The sequence below is a fragment of the Streptomyces sp. NBC_00207 genome (genome assembly GCF_045160965.1).
Classification (GTDB): domain Bacteria; phylum Actinomycetota; class Actinomycetes; order Streptomycetales; family Streptomycetaceae; genus Streptomyces.
This window is the reverse complement of the sequence record NZ_CP130715.1, coordinates 4,823,505-4,842,105: the sequence shown is the minus strand read 5'-3', so window position 1 is coordinate 4,842,105 and position 18,601 is coordinate 4,823,505. Positions and strand designations below refer to the sequence as shown.

Below are 18,601 nucleotides of genomic sequence, written 5' to 3'. Positions count from 1 at the left end.
GAGTGCCGCGCCTTGCTCCACATGTTCGGCCCGGCCCCGGGGCGGCCGGGTGCCGGGGCCGCGTAAAACGAGGCGGCCCCTGGTGGGCCGGGCACGTACCCTTTTCTGTTGTGCCGAACGCCAACGAAGACACCCCCAGTGCCCTGAGTCAGGTGCAGCGCCGCGCGGTCAGTGAACTGCTGCGGGTCGCCCCTGTCGCCGACGAGCTCGGCCGCCGATTCCAGGAGGCGGGCTTCCGCCTCGCCCTGGTCGGTGGGTCCGTCCGCGACGCGCTGCTCGGGCGTCTCGGCAACGATCTCGACTTCACCACCGATGCCCGCCCCGAGGACGTGCTGAAGATCGTCCGGCCGTGGGCCGACTCGGTGTGGGACGTGGGCATCGCCTTCGGCACCGTCGGGGCGCAGAAGAGCGCCCGCGTCGGGGACGTCGTGCGGAACTTCCAGATCGAGGTGACGACGTACCGCTCGGAGGCCTACGACCGCACGTCGCGCAAGCCGGAGGTCTCCTACGGCGACTCGATCGACGAGGACCTCGTCCGCCGCGACTTCACGGTCAACGCCATGGCGCTGGCCCTGCCCGAGCAGGAGTTCATCGACCCGCACGGGGGCCTGGAGGACCTGGCCGCCGGTGTGCTGCGCACCCCCGGGACCCCGGAGGACTCCTTCTCCGACGATCCGCTGCGGATGCTGCGGGCGGCGCGGTTCTCGGCGCAGCTGGACTTCGAGGTCGCCCCGGAGGTCGTGGCGGCCATGAAGGCGATGTCCGACCGCATCGAGATCGTCTCGGCGGAGCGGGTCCAGGGCGAGCTGAACAAGCTGATCCTGTCGGCCAACCCGCGCCGGGGTCTGGGACTGCTGGTGGACACGGGTCTGGCGGACCGGGTCCTTCCCGAGCTGCCCGCGCTCCGGCTGGAGAGTGACGAACACCACCGGCACAAGGACGTCTACGACCACTCGCTGATCGTGCTGGAGCAGGCGATCGCCCTCGAGGAGGACGGCCCGGACCTGGTGCTGCGGCTCGCGGCCCTGCTGCACGACATCGGCAAGCCCCGCACCCGCCGCTTCGAGAGCGACGGCCGCGTCTCCTTCCACCACCACGAGGTGGTGGGCGCGAAGATGACCAAGAAGCGGCTGACCGCACTCAAGTACTCCAACGACATGATCAAGGACGTGTCCCGGCTGGTGGAGCTGCACCTGCGCTTCCACGGCTACGGCGACGGCGAGTGGACCGACTCCGCGGTGCGGCGCTACGTCCGCGACGCCGGTCCGCTGCTGGAGCGCCTGCACAAGCTGACCCGCTCCGACTGCACGACGCGCAACAAGCGCAAGGCCAACGCCCTCTCCCGGACCTACGACGGGCTGGAGGAGCGCATCGCGCAGCTGCAGGAGCAGGAGGAGCTGGACGCGATCCGGCCCGACCTGGACGGCAACGAGATCATGCAGGTGCTGGACGTCGGCCCGGGCCCGGTGATCGGCAAGGCCTACGCCTTCCTGCTGGAGCTGCGTCTGGAGAACGGCCCGATGGGGCGTGACGCCGCCGTCGTCGCGCTCAAGGAGTGGTGGGCCGCGCAGGCCTGAGGGACGACCGCAGGCGTCGATGTTTCACGTGAAACATCGACGCCTGCGGTCGGTCGGGGGACGCCTCACACGAGACGCCGCTCCTGCCGGCCCAGGAGCACCGCGGTCAGGGCGTAGAGGGCGGACACGCAGAGGATCAGGGCCACGGACCGTCCGTCGGCGGGGAGCATGAGGGAGGCCACCGCCGCCGCTCCCACGAAGGCGACGTTGAAGAGCACGTCGTAGACGGAGAAGACGCGCCCGCGGTAGTCGTCGTCCACCCGGGACTGCAGCTCCGTGTCGGTGGCGATCTTCGCGCCCTGGGTGGCGAGGCCGAGAACGAAGGCGGCGACCAGCATCGGTCCCGGGGCGAAGAACAGGCCCAGGGCCGGCACCAGGACCGCGGCTCCCGCCGAGCAGGCGGTGATCCAGCCGAGGGTGCCCAGCCGGCCCGCCAGCCAGGGGGTCACGACGGCGGCCGCGAAGAATCCCGCTCCGGAGGCTCCGACCGCGATGCCGAGCAGGGCCAGCCCGTCGGCCTCGTTGTCCGACCAGGAGTAGCGGCAGAGCATCAGCAGCATGACGAACAGGGCCCCGTAGCAGAACCGCATCATGGTCATCGCGGCGAGCGCCCGGGCCGCCTGGCGCCGGCCGGCCAGGTGCCTGAGGCCATCGGCCATGCCCCGCACGGTGAGGGCGGCCGCTTCGGCGACGGAGGGGTGGACCCGGCCAGGGGGGTGGTCGGGCCCGAGGAGCCCGATGGCGAGGTGCAGCGAGACCAGGGCCGCACACAGGTAGAGCCCGGCCCCGAGCAGGACGACGAGGGCGTTGGAGTCCGAGGCCAGCAGCCGGACGAGGAAGGCCAGCCCGCCGCCGGCGACCGCCGCCAGGGTTCCGGCGGTGGGGGAGAGGGCGTTCGCGGTGACCAGCTGGTCGGGGCCGACGACGCGGGGCAGCGAGGCGGCGAGCCCGGCCAGTACGAAGCGGTTGACGGCGGTCACGGACAGCGCCGAGGCGTAGAACAGCCAGTCGGGTACTTCGGCGACGATCAGCATTCCGGTGACACAGGCGAGGAAGGCCCGCAGCAGATTGCCGTAGAGGAAGACCTGACGGCGGCGCCAGCGGTCGAGCAGCACTCCGGCGAAGGGGCCGATCACCGAATAGGGCAGCAGCAGTACCGCCATGGCCGAGGCGATGGCCGCCGGCGAGGTCTGTTTCTCCGGGGAGAAGACCACGTAGGTGGCGAGGGCGACCTGGTAGACGCCGTCCGCCGCCTGGGAGAGCAGCCGTACGGCGAGCAGGTTGCGGAAGTCCCTCAGGCGCAGGAGTACGCGCAGATCACGTACGACAGGCATGAGGGCAAGGGTCACATACGCGGAGGGTCCCCGGGCATATTGCCCGGGGACCCTCCGCGGAAGAACAGTCGAAGTCCAGGTGTCCTTGCGGACCCTTGGGGTTCGACTAGCGCTCGACCTCGCCCTTGATGAACTTCTCGACGTTGGCGTAGGCCTCGTCGTCGAAGTACTGCACCGGCGGGGACTTCATGAAGTAGCTGGACGCCGACAGGATCGGGCCGCCGACACCGCGGTCCTTGGCGATCTTCGCGGCGCGCAGGGCGTCGATGATGACACCGGCGGAGTTCGGGGAGTCCCACACCTCGAGCTTGTACTCGAGGTTCAGCGGGACGTCGCCGAAGGCACGGCCTTCGAGGCGGACGTAGGCCCACTTGCGGTCGTCGAGCCACGCGACGTAGTCGGACGGGCCGATGTGGACGTTCTTCTCGCCGAGGTCCCGGTCGGGGATCTGCGAGGTGACGGCCTGCGTCTTGGAGATCTTCTTCGACTCGAGGCGGTCGCGCTCGAGCATGTTCTTGAAGTCCATGTTGCCGCCGACGTTGAGCTGCATGGTGCGCTCGAGACGGACACCGCGGTCCTCGAACAGCTTCGCCATCACGCGGTGCGTGATGGTGGCGCCGACCTGGGACTTGATGTCGTCGCCGACGATCGGGACACCGGCCTCGGTGAACTTGTCGGCCCACTCCTTGGTGCCGGCGATGAAGACCGGGAGGGCGTTGACGAAGGCGACCTTGGCGTCGATGGCGCACTGGGCGTAGAACTTCGCCGCGTCCTCGGAGCCGACCGGCAGGTAGCAGATCAGGACGTCGACTTCGCGGTCCTTGAGGACCTGGACCACGTCGACCGGAGCCTCGGCGGACTCCTCGATCGTCATGCGGTAGTACTTGCCCAGGCCGTCCAGGGTGTGGCCGCGCTGAACGGTCACACCGGCGTTCGGGACGTCGCAGATCTTGATGGTGTTGTTCTCGCTGGCGCCGATGGCGTCCGAAAGGTCGAGGCCGACCTTCTTCGCGTCGACGTCGAACGCGGCGACGAACTCGATGTCACGCACGTGGTAGTCGCCGAACTGGACGTGCATCAGACCGGGGACCTTGGCCGCCGGGTCGGCGTCCTTGTAGTACTCGACGCCCTGCACCAGCGAGGCGGCGCAGTTGCCTACGCCGACGATGGCTACGCGAACCGAACCCATTCCGGTTGCTCCCTGTTTGTTCTCGGACGAGGCCTGCGAGATGCAGGCCTCATTTTTCAGTTTCGTCGGACGGACCGGGTCTTCTCCGATCCCGTCCCGCCCGCTCACTCTCGATGAGCTCGTTCAGCCAGCGGACTTCGCGCTCCACGGACTCCATGCCGTGCCGTTGCAGCTCGAGCGTGTAGTCGTCGAGGCGCTCCCGCGTTCGGACGAGGGAGGCGCGCATCTTCTCCAGACGCTCCTCCAGCCGGCTGCGGCGGCCCTCCAGTACCCGCATGCGCACGTCTCGTTCGGTCTGGCCGAAGAAGGCGAAGCGGGCGGCGAAGGACTCGTCCTCCCAGGTGTCGGGGCCCGTGTGGGAGAGGAGCTCTTCGAAGTGCTCCTTACCCGCGGCCGTCAACCGGTAGACGATCTTGGCGCGGCGCCCTGCGAGTGAAGCGGCGAGAGCGTCCTCCGGGGCGTTGCCCGGTTCTTCGATCAACCAGCCGTTGGCGACGAGCGTCTTGAGGCAGGGGTAGAGCGTCCCGTAGCTGAAGGCTCGGAACACCCCCAGTGAGGTGTTGAGCCGCTTGCGCAGCTCGTAGCCGTGCATGGGGGACTCGCGCAGCAGGCCGAGGACGGCGAACTCGAGGATGCCTGAGCGTCTGCTCATCCGCCTGCCTCTCCTTCCGCCCCTGAGCCTTTATACCGAGCTGATGTATCGACTCGATACATCCAGACGATAGAACGGGGCGCCCTGATCGACAAGGGGTGATCTGGTGACCGGTGTCACATCACCAATTCGCACTAGGAGAGTTGCCTGATTTGGGGTGAACTTCGGCACTGGTCGGGTTTTGAGCGTGCGTAGTCTGTGCGCCATGACACCGGGGGAACCGGAATTCATCTGCCGCTTCCAGGCCACTCGCCTGCCCGAGGAGTAGTCGTTCGATGAGCGAGCACCGCCGCAAACCGCCGCAGCCCCAGGGTGGCGGGCGGGCCTCAGCCCGCCGCGCCGCTCCGCAGCGCCCCGGCAGGGGCGCCCCCGCCGGCCGTGACGTCCCCACCGCGTCGCACAGCGGCCCGTACGAGCAGCCCGCCGGCAGCCGTGCCGGGGCCCGCCGCGCCTCCCAGAGAGGGGCCGGTGCCGCCCAGAGAGGGGCGGGGGGCCGCGGCCGGGGCGCCGCGAACGGCGCTCGCGGCGCGGGCCGCCCGGACAAGCGGCTGATCAACTACCCGCGGTCCGACCGGGACGGCTGGAAGCGCTTCGTGCCCTCCTGGAAGTTCGTCTCGGGCACCGCCCTCGGCTTCTTCGCGGTCATCATCGCCGGAGCCGGCATCGGCATCGCCATGGTGAGCACGCCGGACCCGAACAAGGCGGCCAAGGCGCAGAACAACGTCTTCTACTGGGCCGACGGCAGCCAGATGGTGGCCACGGGCGGTTCGATGAACCGGCAGATCGTGCCCATCTCGAGCATCCCCCGGTCGATGAGGGACGCAGTGATCGCCGCGGAGAACGAGTCCTTCGAGACGGACAAGGGCGTCGACCCGATGGGTGTCGGCCGCGCCGTGTGGAACATGGCCACGGGCGGTTCCACCCAGGGCGGCTCGACCATCACCCAGCAGTACGTGAAGAACACCTACCTGGACTCCGACCAGACGCTCAAGCGGAAGGTCACGGAGCTCTTCATCGCGATAAGGCTGGGTGTCTCCGAGCCGAAGGACACGGTCCTCGCGGGCTACCTCAACACCGCCTACTACGGGCGGGACGCCTACGGGATCCAGGCCGCGGCCCGCGCCTACTTCGGCAAGGACAGCCAGGACCTGAACCCCGCCGAGTGCGCCTTCCTGGCCTCCGTGCTCAAGGGCCCGAATCTCTACAACCCGGACGGCGGCATCGGAGCCGCGGCCACCCCCGAACTCAACGAGGACCGGGCCCGCAAGCGCTGGGCCTGGGTGCTGGACCGCGAGGTCGAGGTCGGCCGGATGGACAAGACCGAGCGCGCGAAGTACAAGGACTCGGACTTCCCCGCGCGCGTCGAGTCGGAACAGGCCCGCGGCATGACCGGCCAGATCGGCTACCTGGTCGACACGGCCAAGGCGTACGTGATGAAGACCAAGGGCGTCACCGTCGAGCAGATGGCCCTGGGCGGCTACCGGATCAAGACCACCTTCCAGAAGCCGAGGGTGGACGCTCTCGCCAAGGCCGTGGAGGACACCCGCAACGGCTTCATCGACGAGAAGAAGCGGCCCGACACCGACACCTTCGTCCAGTTCGGCGCGGCCTCCGTGGACGTGAAGACCGGGGCGCTCGTGGCCCTGTACGGCGGCCCGGGCTGGGACCAGAAGTACTTCAGCAACAACGCCAACACCAGCGGTGTCCCGGTCGGCTCGACCTGGAAGCCGTACGTGCTCGCGGCGGCCATGCAGTACGGCACCCAGAACTCCAACGGCCAGGGCATCTCGGCCGACAGCAAGTACCAGGCCAACGACCTCACCGTGATCAACAACCGTGAGGGCAGGCCGCTGCGCGACGCCAAGGGCCAGCCGTTCAAGCAGAAGAACGAGAGCCCGACCGCCTACGGATACGTCACCCTCAACGAGGCGATGGAGAAGTCCATCAACGTCCCGTTCGCGCAGCTGATCTTCGACGTGGGCCACAACAAGGTGCGGGAGCTGGCCAAGTCCACGGGCATCCTCGAGGAGTCGATCAACCCGAACCCGGACGCCTCCTCCGCCCTCGGCACCTCGACCCCCAGCGCCATCCGGATGGCCGACTCGTACGCCACGTTCGCCGCCTCCGGCACGCACCACGAGCCCTACTCGGTGATCGAGGTCGAGAAGGACGGCGAGAAGCTGCCCGGCTTCGAGCCCCCCAAGGCCCAGCGGGCCATGGACAACGCCGTGGCGGACAACATCACCAAGGTCCTCGAGAACGTCGTCCAGAACGGCACCGGCAAGAAGGCCAAGAAGCTGGGCCGGCCCGCCGCGGGCAAGACCGGTACCACGGACGAGAACAAGTCGGCGTGGTTCGTCGGCTACACCCCGGAGCTGTCCACCTCGGTCGCCCTCTTCCGGACCGACCCCAACTCGCAGGACCGGAAGCTGCAGTCCATGAACGGCGTGGGCGGCATCCCGTCCATCCACGGTGGTGACATCCCGGCCGAGATCTGGACCGAGTACATGGGCGAAGCGCTCAAGGACACTCCGGAATCGGACTTCCCGGAGCCCGATGACGTCGGCGTCACCGCCGACTCCGCCGGCGCCCCCTCCCCCACGCCGTCGGCCCCCGCCCTGCCGTCCCCGTCCCCGTCGACGACCCCGCCGGTCTCCCCGACGCCGTCCCCGTCCCCGTCCAAGGGCGGGAAGCCGTCCTGCCCGCCGTGGAAGCTGTACTGCGACCCGGACGACCCCACGCGCGGGACGACCAACGGAGGCACGAACACCGGCACCAGTTCGGGGATCATCGCCGGCACCCAGGGCGGGTCCAGCGGATCGCCGTCCCCGTCGGGCAGCGGCAGACCGGGCCGCCCGGGCGGCACCACCGGAGGGACCACCGGCACCGTGCCGGACTGACCCGCCCCACCGCCCCCGTGAACAGAGGAAGGCCGTCGCACCCGTCGTGCGGCGGCCTTCCCCCGTGTCCGGCCCCGTACGGCAGGATGACCCCCATGACCCAGGTGCACGAGGACCGTCCCGTACTGCCGACGCAGCAGGACGAGGTCGCCGCAGCCGGCAGTGAGCTCATCGGAGGCCCGCTCGGCCGCTACGCCCGGCTCGGCGGCCACTGGCTGGGGCCGGTCCGCGTCGTGGCCCTCCTCGCCATCGGCATGTTCGCGCTCGGCATGGTGCAGAAGCTGCCCTGCTACGACTGGGCGTGGTTCCGCGGAGCGGGCTCGCAGTACACCCACGCCTGCTACTCCGACATCCCGCACCTGTACGCGGTCCGCGGCTTCGCCGACAACCTGACGCCCTACTTCGACCGGCTGCCCGGCGACATGGAGTACCTGGAGTACCCGGTGCTCACCGGGCTCTTCATGGAGATCGCCTCCTGGCTGACCCCAAGCAGCGGCTCCATGCAGCACCGCGAGCAGATGTACTGGATGGTCAACGCCGGCATGCTGATGGCCTGCGCGGCGGTCATCGCCGTGTGTGTCGCGCGCACCCACCGCCGCCGGCCCTGGGACGCCCTGTTCTTCGCCCTCGCCCCCGCCTTCGCACTGACGGCGACGATCAACTGGGACCTGCTGGCCATCGCCCTGACCGCCGCCGGGATGCTCATGTGGTCCCGCGGGCGGACGGTCCTCTTCGGCGTCCTGATCGGCCTGGCCACCGCGGCCAAGCTCTATCCCGTCCTGCTGCTCGGGCCGCTGTTCGTGCTCTGCTGGCGGGCCGGGAAGTGGCGCGCCTTCGGCGCGGCCCTCCTGGGCGCGGCCGGGGCCTGGCTCGTGGTGAACCTGCCCGTCATGCTCTTCGCCTGGGACGGCTGGAAGAAGTTCTACACGTTCAGCCAGGAACGCCCCATCGACTTCGGCTCCGTGTGGCTGCTGATCTCGCAGCGCTCGGGCAACCCCCTGGAAGACGCCAACACGTACGCGACCGGGCTGACGCTCCTGCTGTGCGGGGCCGTCGGACTCCTGGCCCTGACCGCCCCGCGGCGGCCCCGGTTCGCCCAGCTGGTCTTCCTGGTCGTCGCCGCCTTCATCCTGTGCAACAAGGTCTACTCGCCCCAGTACGTGCTGTGGCTCATCCCGCTCGCCGCACTGGCCCGGCCGCGCTGGCGGGACTTCCTGATCTGGCAGGCCGGCGAGGTCGCCTACTTCCTCGGGATCTGGTTCTACCTCGCCTACACGACCAGCGGGGACAAGCACCAGGGCCTGCCCGTCGAGGGCTACCAGCTGGCGATCGTCGCCCACGTGCTGGCCACCCTGTACCTGTGCGCGGTCATCGTCCGGGACATCCTGATGCCCGAGCATGACGTCGTGCGCCGCGACGGCTCGGACGACCCCTCGGGCGGCGTCCTGGACGGGGCCGAGGACGTGTTCGTGCTGTCGGACGCCGCGAGGGCGCCGCAGTACGCGACGCCCTCGGAGGGACAGCGGGTCGACTGGGGCACCGGCCCCAAGGACTGACGGGGCCGCTCAGGCGTCGAGCACCCGGTCGAACTGCGTGGTGGTGTGGCGCAGGTGCGCCACGAGCTCGTCGCCGACCTTCGGCTCGGTCGCGTCCGAGGGCACGAACAGGATCGACACCTGCATGTGCGGCGGCTCCGCGAACCAGCGCTGCTTGCCCGCCCACACGAAGGGCGACAGGTTCCGGTTGACGGTGGCCAGGCCCGCCCGGGCGACGCCCTTGGCGCGCGGCATCACTCCGTGGAGCGCCTTGGGGGCCTCCAGGCCGACTCCGTGCGAGGTACCGCCGGCGACCACGACCAGCCAGCCGTCGGAGGCGGCCTTCTGCTGGCGGTAGCCGAACCGGTCGCCCTTGGCCACGCGCGTGACGTCGAGGACCGCACCGCGGTACTCGGTCGCCTCGTGGTCGCCCAGCCACAGCCGGGTGCCGATGCGGGCCCGGAAGCGGGTCTGCGGGAACTGCTGCTGGAGCCGTGCCAGCTCCTCGGCCCGCAGGTGGCTGACGAACATGGTGTGCAGCGGCAGCCGGGCCGCGCGCAGCCGGTCCATCCAGCCGATGACCTCCTCGACGGCGTCCGAGCCGTCCGGACGGTCCAGCGGCAGGTGCAGGGCGAAGCCCTCCAGCCGGACGTCCTCGATGGCCGCGTGCAGCTGGCCCAGATCCTGCTCGGAGATGCCGTGGCGGCGCATCGAGCTCATGCACTCGATGACCACGCGGGCGCCGACCAGACCGCGGACCCCGTCCAGCGAGGACACCGAGCGGATGACCCGGTCCGGCAGCGGCACCGGCTCCTCGCCCCGCCGGAACGGGGTGAGGACGAGCAGGTCGCCGCCGAACCAGTCCTTGATGCTCGCGGCCTCGTACGTCGTGCCGACGGCGAGTACGTCGGCGCCCATCCGGGTCGCCTCCTCGCACAGCCGCTCGTGGCCGAAGCCGTAACCGTTGCCCTTGCAGACCGGGACCATTCCGGGGAACTGGTCCTGGATCTGCTTCTGGTGCGCACGCCAGCGCGCGGTGTCGACGTAGAGCGTGAGCGCCATGGCCCGTCCGGCACCTTTCTCGATAACAGCGGGGGTCAGGGGATCAGCGGCGCGACATGTAGATGTCGAGCGCCTTGTGCAGCACCTTGTTGAGCGGGAAGTCCCACTCGCCGACGTACTCGACGGCCTCGCCGCCCGTGCCGACCTTGAACTGGATCAGTCCGAACAGGTGGTCGTTCTCGTCCAGCGTGTCAGAGATGCCGCGCAGGTCGTAGACGCTGGCGCCGAGTGCGTACGAGTCGCGCAGCATGCGCCACTGCATCGCGTTGGAGGGCCGGACCTCGCGCTTGTGGTTGGCGGAGGCGCCGTAGGAGTACCAGACGTGCTGGCCGACGGTGAGCATCGTGGCGGCGGCCAGCGGCTCCCCCTCGTGCGTGGCGATGTACAGGCGCATCCGGTTCGGGTCCTCGGCGTTGAGGGCCGTCCACTGGCGCTGGAAGTAGCTGAGCGGGCGCGGGCGGAACTTGTCGCGCTCGGCCGTGATCTCGTACAGGTGCTGCCAGGTCGCCAGGTCCTCGTAGCCGCCCTGGACCACCTCGACGCCGGCCTTCTCGGCCTTCTTGATGTTGCGGCGCCACAGCTGGTTGAAGCCCTTGAGGACGTCGTCCAGCGAGCGGTTGGCCAGCGGCACCTGGAAGACGTAGCGGGGCTGGACGTCGCCGAATCCGGCGCCGCCGTCCTCGGCCTGCTGCCAGCCCATGCGGCGCAGCTTGTCGGACACCTCGAAGGCGCGGGGCTCGATGACCGAGGCCTCCACGTCGCGCAGGCGCTTCACGCCCGGGTCCTGGATGCCGGCCTTGATGGCGGTCGCGTTCCAGCGGCGGATGACGACGGGCGGGCCCATCTTCACGGTGAAGGCGCCCTGCTGCTTGAGGTGGGCCAGCATCGGCTGGAGCCACTCCTCCAGGTTCGGGGCGTACCAGTTGATGACCGGGCCCTCGGGGAGGTACGCGAGGTACCGCTTCACCTTGGGCAGCTGGCGGTACAGCACGAGGGCGGCACCGACGAGTTCATTGGACTCGTTGAACCATCCGAGGTTCTCGGAGCGCCACTCGTTCTTCACGTCGGCCCACGCCGGGACCTGGCAGTGGCTAGCCGAGGGCAGGCTCTGGAGGTAACCCAGATGCTGCTCTCGGCTGATGGTCCTCAGGGACAGGCTCATGCGGGGCGTCTCCTCCGGCGGCTTCGCTGGCTATGGCGCGAAGCCTACTGCGACAGGGGCGCCACCCTTCTGGGGGACGGGCCGTGGGCCCGGGCCGGTGCACGGCCGGCGCCCTGCCGAGGAGGTGTCCCGGCCGGCTCGGTCAGCCCCCGAAGAGGCCGCCGTGGAACATGCCGAGGTAGAAGCCGATGGCAGACGCACCAAGGCCGAGGATCAGGGCGAAGCGCTCGCGTGTCGTGACGGAGACGAACTGTCCGTACGCACCGGTCAGGATTCCGATCAGCCCCGCCCACGAGCTGATCAGGTGGAGGTTGTGGAAGAAGGCCGTGACGAACGCCACGGCTCCGAGGGTCAGAGTGACCGCCATCAGGGTGTCCTGCAGCGGGTGGGGCTTGCCGTCGGTGGAGAGCAGGGAGATCTGAGGGGGCCGCATTGCCTGTGCCATCGGAAGGCACCTCCTGGCTGAAGCTGGCGGTGCTGCGGGCTGCCACCGGCAAGGGGCCGAGGGCATAGCACCGAGCACACCCGATGGATACAGATTGTGGCCTTCTCTCGTCGGATTTCAACCGGAAGGACGCGAGCAGGTAGTCTGTACAGCTGCGCGGTGTCTGCTCTGCGGACGCCGTGCTCACGCATCACGACCCTCCTGCCACGGAACGACCGTGGCCGCTGAGTCCAAAGGAGGTGGGTTCCACATGCGTCACTACGAAGTGATGGTCATCCTCGACCCCGATCTCGAGGAGCGCGCTGTCTCCCCGCTGATCGAGAACTTCCTCTCCGTCGTCCGTGAGGGCAACGGAAAGGTCGAGAAGGTCGACACCTGGGGCCGTCGTCGTCTCGCTTACGAGATCAAGAAGAAGCCCGAGGGCATCTACTCGGTCATCGACCTTCAGGCCGAGCCTGCGGTCGTCAAGGAGCTTGACCGACAGATGAACCTGAACGAGTCGGTTCTCCGGACCAAGGTCCTTCGCCCCGAGACCCACTGAACTTCGGTTCAGCGGTAATCGGGACCGAGTAGCACAGCAGCCCAGCAGCAATCCCCGCCGAGAGGTTCATCCATGGCAGGCGAGACCGTCATCACGGTCGTCGGCAATCTCGTCGACGACCCCGAGCTGCGCTTCACCCCCTCGGGTGCGGCGGTCGCGAAGTTCCGTGTCGCGTCCACTCCCCGCATCTTCGACAAGCAGACCAATGAGTGGAAGGACGGCGAAGGCCTGTTCCTGACCTGCTCGGTCTGGCGTCAGGCGGCGGAGAACGTCGCCGAGTCCCTTCAGCGGGGCATGCGCGTCATCGTGCAGGGCCGGCTGAAGCAGCGGTCCTACGAGGACCGTGAGGGTGTCAAGCGCACGGTCTACGAGCTGGACGTCGAGGAAGTCGGCCCCAGCCTGAAGAGCGCCACGGCCAAGGTCGCCAAGACCAGCGGTCGCGGTGGCCAGGGTGGGTACGGCGGCGGTGGCGGCCAGCAGCAGGGTGGCGGCGGTGGCTGGGGCGGAGCCCCCAGCGGCGGCGGCGCCCCGCAGGGCGGCGGAGCTCCCTCCGACGACCCGTGGGCGTCCAGCGCGCCGGCCGGCGGCCAGCAGCAGGGCGGCGGCGGGGGCGGTTGGGGCGGAAGCTCCGGCGGCTCCGGCGGTGGCTACTCGGACGAGCCGCCCTTCTAGGGCAGCTCGCATCCCCACTTCTTGATCACACAGGAGAGACACAATGGCGAAGCCGCCTGTGCGCAAGCCTAAGAAGAAGGTCTGCGCATTCTGCAAGGACAAGACCGCGTACGTGGACTACAAGGACACGAACATGCTGCGGAAGTTCATTTCCGACCGCGGCAAGATCCGTGCCCGCCGCGTTACCGGCAACTGCACGCAGCACCAGCGTGACGTCGCCACGGCCGTCAAGAACAGCCGTGAGATGGCGCTGCTGCCCTACACGTCCACCGCGCGATAAGGAAAGGGTGACCGACTAATGAAGATCATCCTGACCCACGAGGTCTCTGGCCTCGGCACCGCCGGCGATGTCGTCGACGTCAAGGACGGTTACGCTCGCAACTACCTGGTCCCGCGTGGTTTCGCGATCCGCTGGACCAAGGGTGGCGAGAAGGACGTGGCGCAGATCCGCCGCGCCCGCAAGATCCACGAGATCGCGACCATCGAGCAGGCCAACGAGGTCAAGGCCAAGCTCGAGGGCGTGAAGGTGCGTCTGGCCACCCGTGCGGGTGACGCCGGCCGTCTCTTCGGCTCCGTGACCCCGTCCGACATCGCCACGGCGATCGAGGCTTCCGGTGGTCCGAAGGTCGACAAGCGCCGCGTTGAGCTGGGCGCCCCGATCAAGACCCTCGGTTCGTACCAGGTCTCCGTGCGTCTGCACGCCGAGGTCGCCGCGAACGTGGGCATCGAGGTCATCGCCGCCTAAGGGCTGCGCGTGAAGGGCCGCACCCCTCGGGGTGCGGCCCTTCGTCGTTCCCCGGTGCTTCCGTGTTTCACGGTGTTTCACGTGAAACATCGTGAAACACCGGCTAGCGGGTGGCTCCCGCGATCAGCCAGCGGCCCGAGCGGGCGCGCACCCGGAGGGTGACCATCCGGACGAGCATCATCAGGGTCATGGCCCACCAGAGCGTCGTGATGCCGCCGCCCACGACCGGGACGAGGAGCGCGGCCGGGACGAATGCGGCCAGGGTCAGGAGCATGGCCCGGGCCAGGTAGCGGCCGTCGCCCGCGCCCATGAGGACCCCGTCGAGCACGAAGACGATGCCCGAGACCGGCTGGGAGAGGGCCACGACCAGCAGGGCAGGCAGCAGGGCCGCCTCGACCGCCGGATCGCTGGTGAACAGCGGAATGAACACCGGGCGGGCCAGGACCACCAGCAGGCCGAGCACGACGCCCGAGACGATGCCCCACTGCACCATGCGGCGGCATACGGCCTTGGCGCCTTCCGTGTCCCCCGCGCCCAGGTAGCGGCCGATGATGGCCTGCCCGGCGATCGCTATGGCGTCGAGCGCGAAGGCGAGCAGGCTCCACAGGGCGAGCAGGATCTGGTGGGCGGCGATGTCGGCGTCACCGAGCCGGGCGGCGACGGCGGTCGCGATCATCAGGATGGCGCGCAGGGACAGGGTGCGGACCAGCAGGGGTGCTCCGGCCTGGGCGCAGGCCCGTATGCCGACGGGGTCCGGGCGCAGGGAAGCGCCGTGTCGGCGGGCTCCACGGACGACCACGACGAGATAGGCGGCTGCCATCGCGCACTGGGCGATGACCGTGCCCCAGGCGGAGCCGGCGATGCCGAGGCCCGCACCGTAGACGAGGGCGGCGTTCAGGCCCACGTTGAGGGTGAAGCCGCCGATGGCGACGTAGAGCGGGGTGCGGGTGTCCTGGAGGCCGCGGATGACCCCGGTGGCGGCCAGGACCATGAGCATCGGCGGGATGCCGAAGGCCGAGATCCGCAGATAGGTGACGGCGTACGGGGCGACGGCGTCGGAGGCCCCGAAGAGGGAGATCAGCGAAGGCGCCGCGGGCAGAACCACGGCGACGACGGCCGCGCCGAGCAGGAGGGCGAGCCAGATGCCGTCCATGCCCTGCCGGATGGCCGCTTGCAGGTCGCCCGCGCCGACCCGGCGGGAGACGGCCGCGGTGGTGGCGTAGGCGAGGAAGACGAAGACGCTCACAGCCGTGGTGAGCAGTGCGGCGGCGATGCCGAGGCCGGCGAGCTGGGGAGTGCCGAGGTGTCCCACGATGGCGCTGTCGGCCATCACGAAGAGGGGCTCGGCGACGAGCGCGCCGAAGGCGGGGACAGCGAGCGCGAAGATCTCTCGGTCGTGCCGTCTCGGCCCAGCCTTGGGTGCTGTGAGGGCCTGTGTCATGCGCTCAATGTAATCTTCCACAGGTAATGGATGCAACCTATCTGTGATCCTTACTGTGGCGTCGATGTGAGCCTTCTCCGCGACTCATTGGAGGCGATCTCGAGACAGTGGCCAAGATTTTTCTTCCCCACCGCCTCTGGAGGGAAAAATTGCAGGTCAAGTGGGGTAACGGGGTGGCGCGGGTGATTTTGTCCACAGCGTCGTCCCCCGGTCCGTACACAGCTTCCGGGGAGTTACCCACAGCATTGGCGCCGTCATCCACATCTCATCCACACAGCCTGTGGATAACAAGATTGGCTGACGCCGCTCCCGGCCCTACCGTGGTGCGTTGCCCGACTCGCCGACAAGCCGATTCGGGTGCCCCAAATGTCAGAGCCGTGTCGTAGAAAGAGTGGCACGGCGAGGTCCGCGTTGCGGACGGGAGGAGGCGGCCCGGTGAGCATGCCCGAGCCCATGGACGACCCCTGGGCCGACAGCGGTCCAGGTGACCGTCTGCCCGCCCGTTCGCGCCGTAGCGGCGAAGGCCGTGGCCGCGGGGACGAACAGCACGACCGGGGCCGCGAGGGCGGCTCCTGGGACGGCGGCGGGGGCGGCTTCGAGCGCGTGCCTCCGCAGGACCTGGACGCCGAGCAGTCGGTGCTCGGCGGCATGCTGCTCTCGAAGGACGCCATCGCCGACGTGGTCGAGGTCATCAAGGGCCACGACTTCTACCGGCCCTCGCACGAGACGATCTTCCAGGCCATCCTCGACCTGTACGCCAAGGGCGAGCCGGCCGACCCGATCACCGTCGGCGCGGAGCTGACCCGGCGCGGCGAGATCAGCAAGGTCGGCGGGGCCTCGTACCTGCACACCCTGGTCCAGTCCGTGCCGACGGCGGCGAACGCCGAGTACTACGCGGAGATCGTCCACGAGCGGGCCGTCCTGCGCCGCCTCGTCGCCGCCGGTACGAAGATCACGCAGATGGGCTATGCGGCCGACGGCGACGTCGACGAGATCGTCAACAGCGCCCAGGCCGAGATCTACGCCGTCACCGAGCAGCGGACCTCCGAGGACTACCTGCCGCTCGGCGACATCATGGAGGGCGCCCTCGACGAGATCGAGGCCATCGGTTCGCGCAGCGGCCAGATGTCGGGCGTCCCCACCGGTTTCACGGACCTGGACTCGCTGACCAACGGCCTGCACCCGGGACAGATGATCGTCATCGCGGCCCGTCCCGCGATGGGCAAGTCCACGCTCGCCCTGGACTTCGCCCGGGCCTGCTCCATCAAGAGCAACCTGCCGAGCGTGATCTTCTCCCTCGAAATGGGGCGCAACGAGATCGCCATGCGCCTGCTCTCGGCGGAGGCCCGGGTGGCGCTCCACCACATGCGCTCGGGCACGATGACGGACGACGACTGGACCCGGCTCGCCCGCCGGATGCCGGACGTCTCCGCCGCCCCCCTCTACATCGACGACTCACCCAACCTGTCGATGATGGAGATCCGGGCCAAGTGCCGCCGGCTCAAGCAGCGCAACGACCTCTCGCTCGTGGTCATCGACTACCTCCAGCTGATGCAGTCGGGCGGCTCGCGCCGTCCCGAGAGCCGTCAGCAGGAGGTCTCGGACATGTCCCGAAACCTCAAGCTGCTGGCGAAGGAGCTCGAGGTCCCCGTGATCGCGCTCTCCCAGCTGAACCGTGGTCCGGAACAGCGCACCGACAAGAAGCCGATGGTCTCCGACCTGCGTGAATCGGGCTCGATCGAGCAGGACGCGGACATGGTGATCCTGCTGCACCGCGAGGACGCGTACGAGAAGGAGTCCCCCCGCGCGGGTGAGGCGGACCTGATCGTGGCCAAGCACCGTAACGGCCCCACGGCCACGATCACCGTGGCTTTCCAGGGCCATTATTCGCGCTTCGTGGACATGGCCAACACGTAGCATCCGAGCATGGATGATCTTTCGGAGGACCTGGAACTGCTCCCCGCCACCCGGCGTGCCCTCAGGCACCGGATCGCCGTTGCGCAGAGCGCGGGGCGGGCGCCGTCCGTCGTGGCGGCCGTCGTGCGCGGCGGGGAGGTGGTCTGGGAGGGTTCTCGGACCTCGGTCGAAGGGCACGGCCCGGACGGGAACGTCCAGTACCGGATCGGTTCGATCACCAAGACCTTTACGGCCGTTCTGGTGATGCGCCTGCGGGACGAGGGACTGCTGGCGCTCTCGGACCCGCTGGAGAAGCACCTGCCGGGGACCGGCGCCCGCGAGGTGACCATCGCTCAGCTGCTGGCGCACACCGGCGGACTGGCGGCGGAGACCCCCGGCGAGTGGTGGGAGCGCACCCCCGGCGCACTGCGGCCCGAGCTCGCCGACGTCCTGGGTGACGAGCCGTTCGCCCATACGCCGGGAAGCCGCCACCACTACTCCAACCCGGGCTACACCCTGCTGGGTTCGCTGGTGGAGGCGCTGCGCGGCCGGCCCTGGGAAGAAGCGCTGCGGGCCGAGGTGCTGGAGCCCCTGGGGCTGGACCGCACGAGCGGGCAGCCGCAGGCCCCGCACGCGGGCGGCTGGGCGGTGCACCCGTGGGCGGACGTGATGATGCCCGAGCCGCTGGAGGATCTGGGGCTGATGGCCCCGGCGGGGCAACTGTGGTCCACGACCAGGGACCTCGCCCGGTTCGCCGACTTCCTGCTGCACGGTGACGAGCGGGTCCTGAGCGCGGATTCCGTACGGGAGATGCGCACGCCGGCGGCGCCTCCGGAGCCCGGTTTCGCCGACCTCGGCTACGGGCTGGGGATGCAGCTGACGGCCGACGGCGGGCGCAGGCTCGCGGGTCACAGCGGATCGCTGCCCGGTTTCGTCGCGGGGCTGTGGCTGAGCGAAGCGGACGACGTGGCGGCGGTGGTGCTGGCGAACTGCACCTCGGGGCTCCCGGCCGCGACGGTGGCCGCGGAACTCGTCGGGATCGTGGCGGACGCCGAGCCCCGGTTCCCGCAGCCGTGGCGGCCCTTCCTGGAGTCGGACCGGGTGCCGCTGGAGCTGTGCGGCCCCTGGTACTGGGGGACTTCGGCGCAGGTGGTGCGGCTGACGGCGGACGGCGCGCTGGAGCTTGGCCCGGTGGGCGCGACCGGGCGCACGGCCCGGTTCCGGGCCGAGCCGGACGGCACCTGGACCGGACTGTCCGGCTACTACGCCGGTGAGACGCTGCGGGCGGTGCGCCGCGAGGACGGCTCGGTGAGCCACCTCGATCTGGCGTCCTTCGTGTTCACGCGCGAGCCGTACGACCCCAAGGCGCCGGTGCCCGGCGGGGTGGACCCGCAGGGCTGGCGGGGCATCGGCTGACGGGCCGGGTCCGAACCGGCGCCGGGGCGGGGCG

16 protein-coding genes are annotated in these 18,601 nt (G+C 69.5%); 9 read left to right on the top strand and 7 right to left on the bottom strand.

All coding sequences use genetic code 11. From position 1 onward, the window contains the following. The first annotated feature begins 110 nt into the window (after window positions 1–110). Complete coding sequence (locus OG472_RS22870; RefSeq protein ID WP_030707735.1) at window positions 111–1,577, top strand: CCA tRNA nucleotidyltransferase; 1,467 nt, start codon at window positions 111–113, stop codon at window positions 1,575–1,577. A 65-nt stretch (window positions 1,578–1,642) separates the two neighbouring features. Here OG472_RS22870 and OG472_RS22865 read toward each other — a convergent pair whose 3' ends face one another. The 3 genes from OG472_RS22865 to OG472_RS22855 form a co-directional block, all read right to left on the bottom strand. Continuing rightward, window positions 1,643–2,911 carry an MFS transporter gene (locus OG472_RS22865; protein ID WP_405830999.1) on the bottom strand — a complete coding sequence of 423 codons (1,269 nt, stop codon included), beginning with the start codon at window positions 2,909–2,911 and terminating at the stop codon, window positions 1,643–1,645. Between the two features lie 106 nt (window positions 2,912–3,017). Continuing rightward, complete coding sequence (locus OG472_RS22860; protein WP_327415008.1) at window positions 3,018–4,100, bottom strand: inositol-3-phosphate synthase; 1,083 nt, start codon at window positions 4,098–4,100, stop codon at window positions 3,018–3,020. 49 nt (window positions 4,101–4,149) lie between these two features. Beyond that, window positions 4,150–4,752 (bottom strand): PadR family transcriptional regulator, encoded by a 603-nt coding sequence (locus OG472_RS22855; RefSeq protein WP_215139795.1) that lies wholly within the window; start codon window positions 4,750–4,752, stop codon window positions 4,150–4,152. Window positions 4,753–5,027: 275 nt separating this feature from the next. On the opposite strand from OG472_RS22855, the gene OG472_RS22850 reads away from it, so the two are divergent. Then, window positions 5,028–7,652, top strand: a complete 2,625-nt coding sequence (locus OG472_RS22850) for a transglycosylase domain-containing protein (RefSeq protein ID WP_405830998.1) — start codon at window positions 5,028–5,030, stop codon at window positions 7,650–7,652. A gap of 95 nt (window positions 7,653–7,747) precedes the next feature. Next, the gene (locus OG472_RS22845; protein WP_405830996.1) at window positions 7,748–9,208 is read left to right on the top strand and encodes a glycosyltransferase family 87 protein; all 1,461 of its coding nucleotides are present in this window, start codon (window positions 7,748–7,750) and stop codon (window positions 9,206–9,208) included. Window positions 9,209–9,217: 9 nt separating this feature from the next. On the opposite strand, the gene OG472_RS22840 is transcribed toward OG472_RS22845, so the two are convergent. From OG472_RS22840 to OG472_RS22830, 3 genes are all read right to left on the bottom strand, one after another. Then, entirely contained in the window at window positions 9,218–10,249 is a 1,032-nt protein-coding gene (locus OG472_RS22840; RefSeq protein ID WP_401610170.1) for an alanine racemase, read from the bottom strand. A 43-nt stretch (window positions 10,250–10,292) separates the two neighbouring features. Further along, window positions 10,293–11,411, bottom strand: a complete 1,119-nt coding sequence (locus OG472_RS22835; RefSeq protein ID WP_401610173.1) for a lipid II:glycine glycyltransferase FemX — start codon at window positions 11,409–11,411, stop codon at window positions 10,293–10,295. 142 nt (window positions 11,412–11,553) lie between these two features. Further along, window positions 11,554–11,856, bottom strand: a complete 303-nt coding sequence (locus OG472_RS22830; protein ID WP_361765415.1) for a hypothetical protein — start codon at window positions 11,854–11,856, stop codon at window positions 11,554–11,556. Window positions 11,857–12,106: 250 nt separating this feature from the next. On the opposite strand from OG472_RS22830, the gene rpsF reads away from it, so the two are divergent. The 4 genes from rpsF (at window position 12,107) to rplI (ending at window position 13,814) form a co-directional block, all read left to right on the top strand. Further along, window positions 12,107–12,397, top strand: coding sequence for a 30S ribosomal protein S6 (gene rpsF / locus OG472_RS22825; protein ID WP_004950685.1), 291 nt, complete (start codon window positions 12,107–12,109; stop codon window positions 12,395–12,397). A 72-nt stretch (window positions 12,398–12,469) separates the two neighbouring features. Then, entirely contained in the window at window positions 12,470–13,069 is a 600-nt protein-coding gene (locus OG472_RS22820; RefSeq protein WP_401610176.1) for a single-stranded DNA-binding protein, read from the top strand. Window positions 13,070–13,112: 43 nt separating this feature from the next. Then, entirely contained in the window at window positions 13,113–13,349 is a 237-nt protein-coding gene (gene rpsR, locus OG472_RS22815; RefSeq protein WP_005315025.1) for a 30S ribosomal protein S18, read from the top strand. A gap of 18 nt (window positions 13,350–13,367) precedes the next feature. Continuing rightward, window positions 13,368–13,814: a 50S ribosomal protein L9 gene (gene rplI / locus OG472_RS22810; protein ID WP_351290121.1), complete on the top strand. Its 447-nt coding sequence runs from the start codon at window positions 13,368–13,370 to the stop codon at window positions 13,812–13,814. A gap of 103 nt (window positions 13,815–13,917) precedes the next feature. On the opposite strand, the gene OG472_RS22805 is transcribed toward rplI, so the two are convergent. Then, window positions 13,918–15,255, bottom strand: coding sequence for an MATE family efflux transporter (locus tag OG472_RS22805; protein ID WP_405941961.1), 1,338 nt, complete (start codon window positions 15,253–15,255; stop codon window positions 13,918–13,920). 453 nt (window positions 15,256–15,708) lie between these two features. On the opposite strand from OG472_RS22805, the gene dnaB reads away from it, so the two are divergent. Together dnaB and OG472_RS22795 are read left to right on the top strand one after the other, a co-directional pair. Then, a complete protein-coding gene (gene dnaB / locus OG472_RS22800) occupies window positions 15,709–17,172 on the top strand; it encodes a replicative DNA helicase (RefSeq protein WP_383565621.1) in 1,464 nt (487 codons plus the stop codon). 9 nt (window positions 17,173–17,181) lie between these two features. Then, window positions 17,182–18,567: a serine hydrolase domain-containing protein gene (locus OG472_RS22795; protein WP_401610180.1), complete on the top strand. Its 1,386-nt coding sequence runs from the start codon at window positions 17,182–17,184 to the stop codon at window positions 18,565–18,567. The last annotated feature ends 34 nt before the right edge of the window (window positions 18,568–18,601 follow it).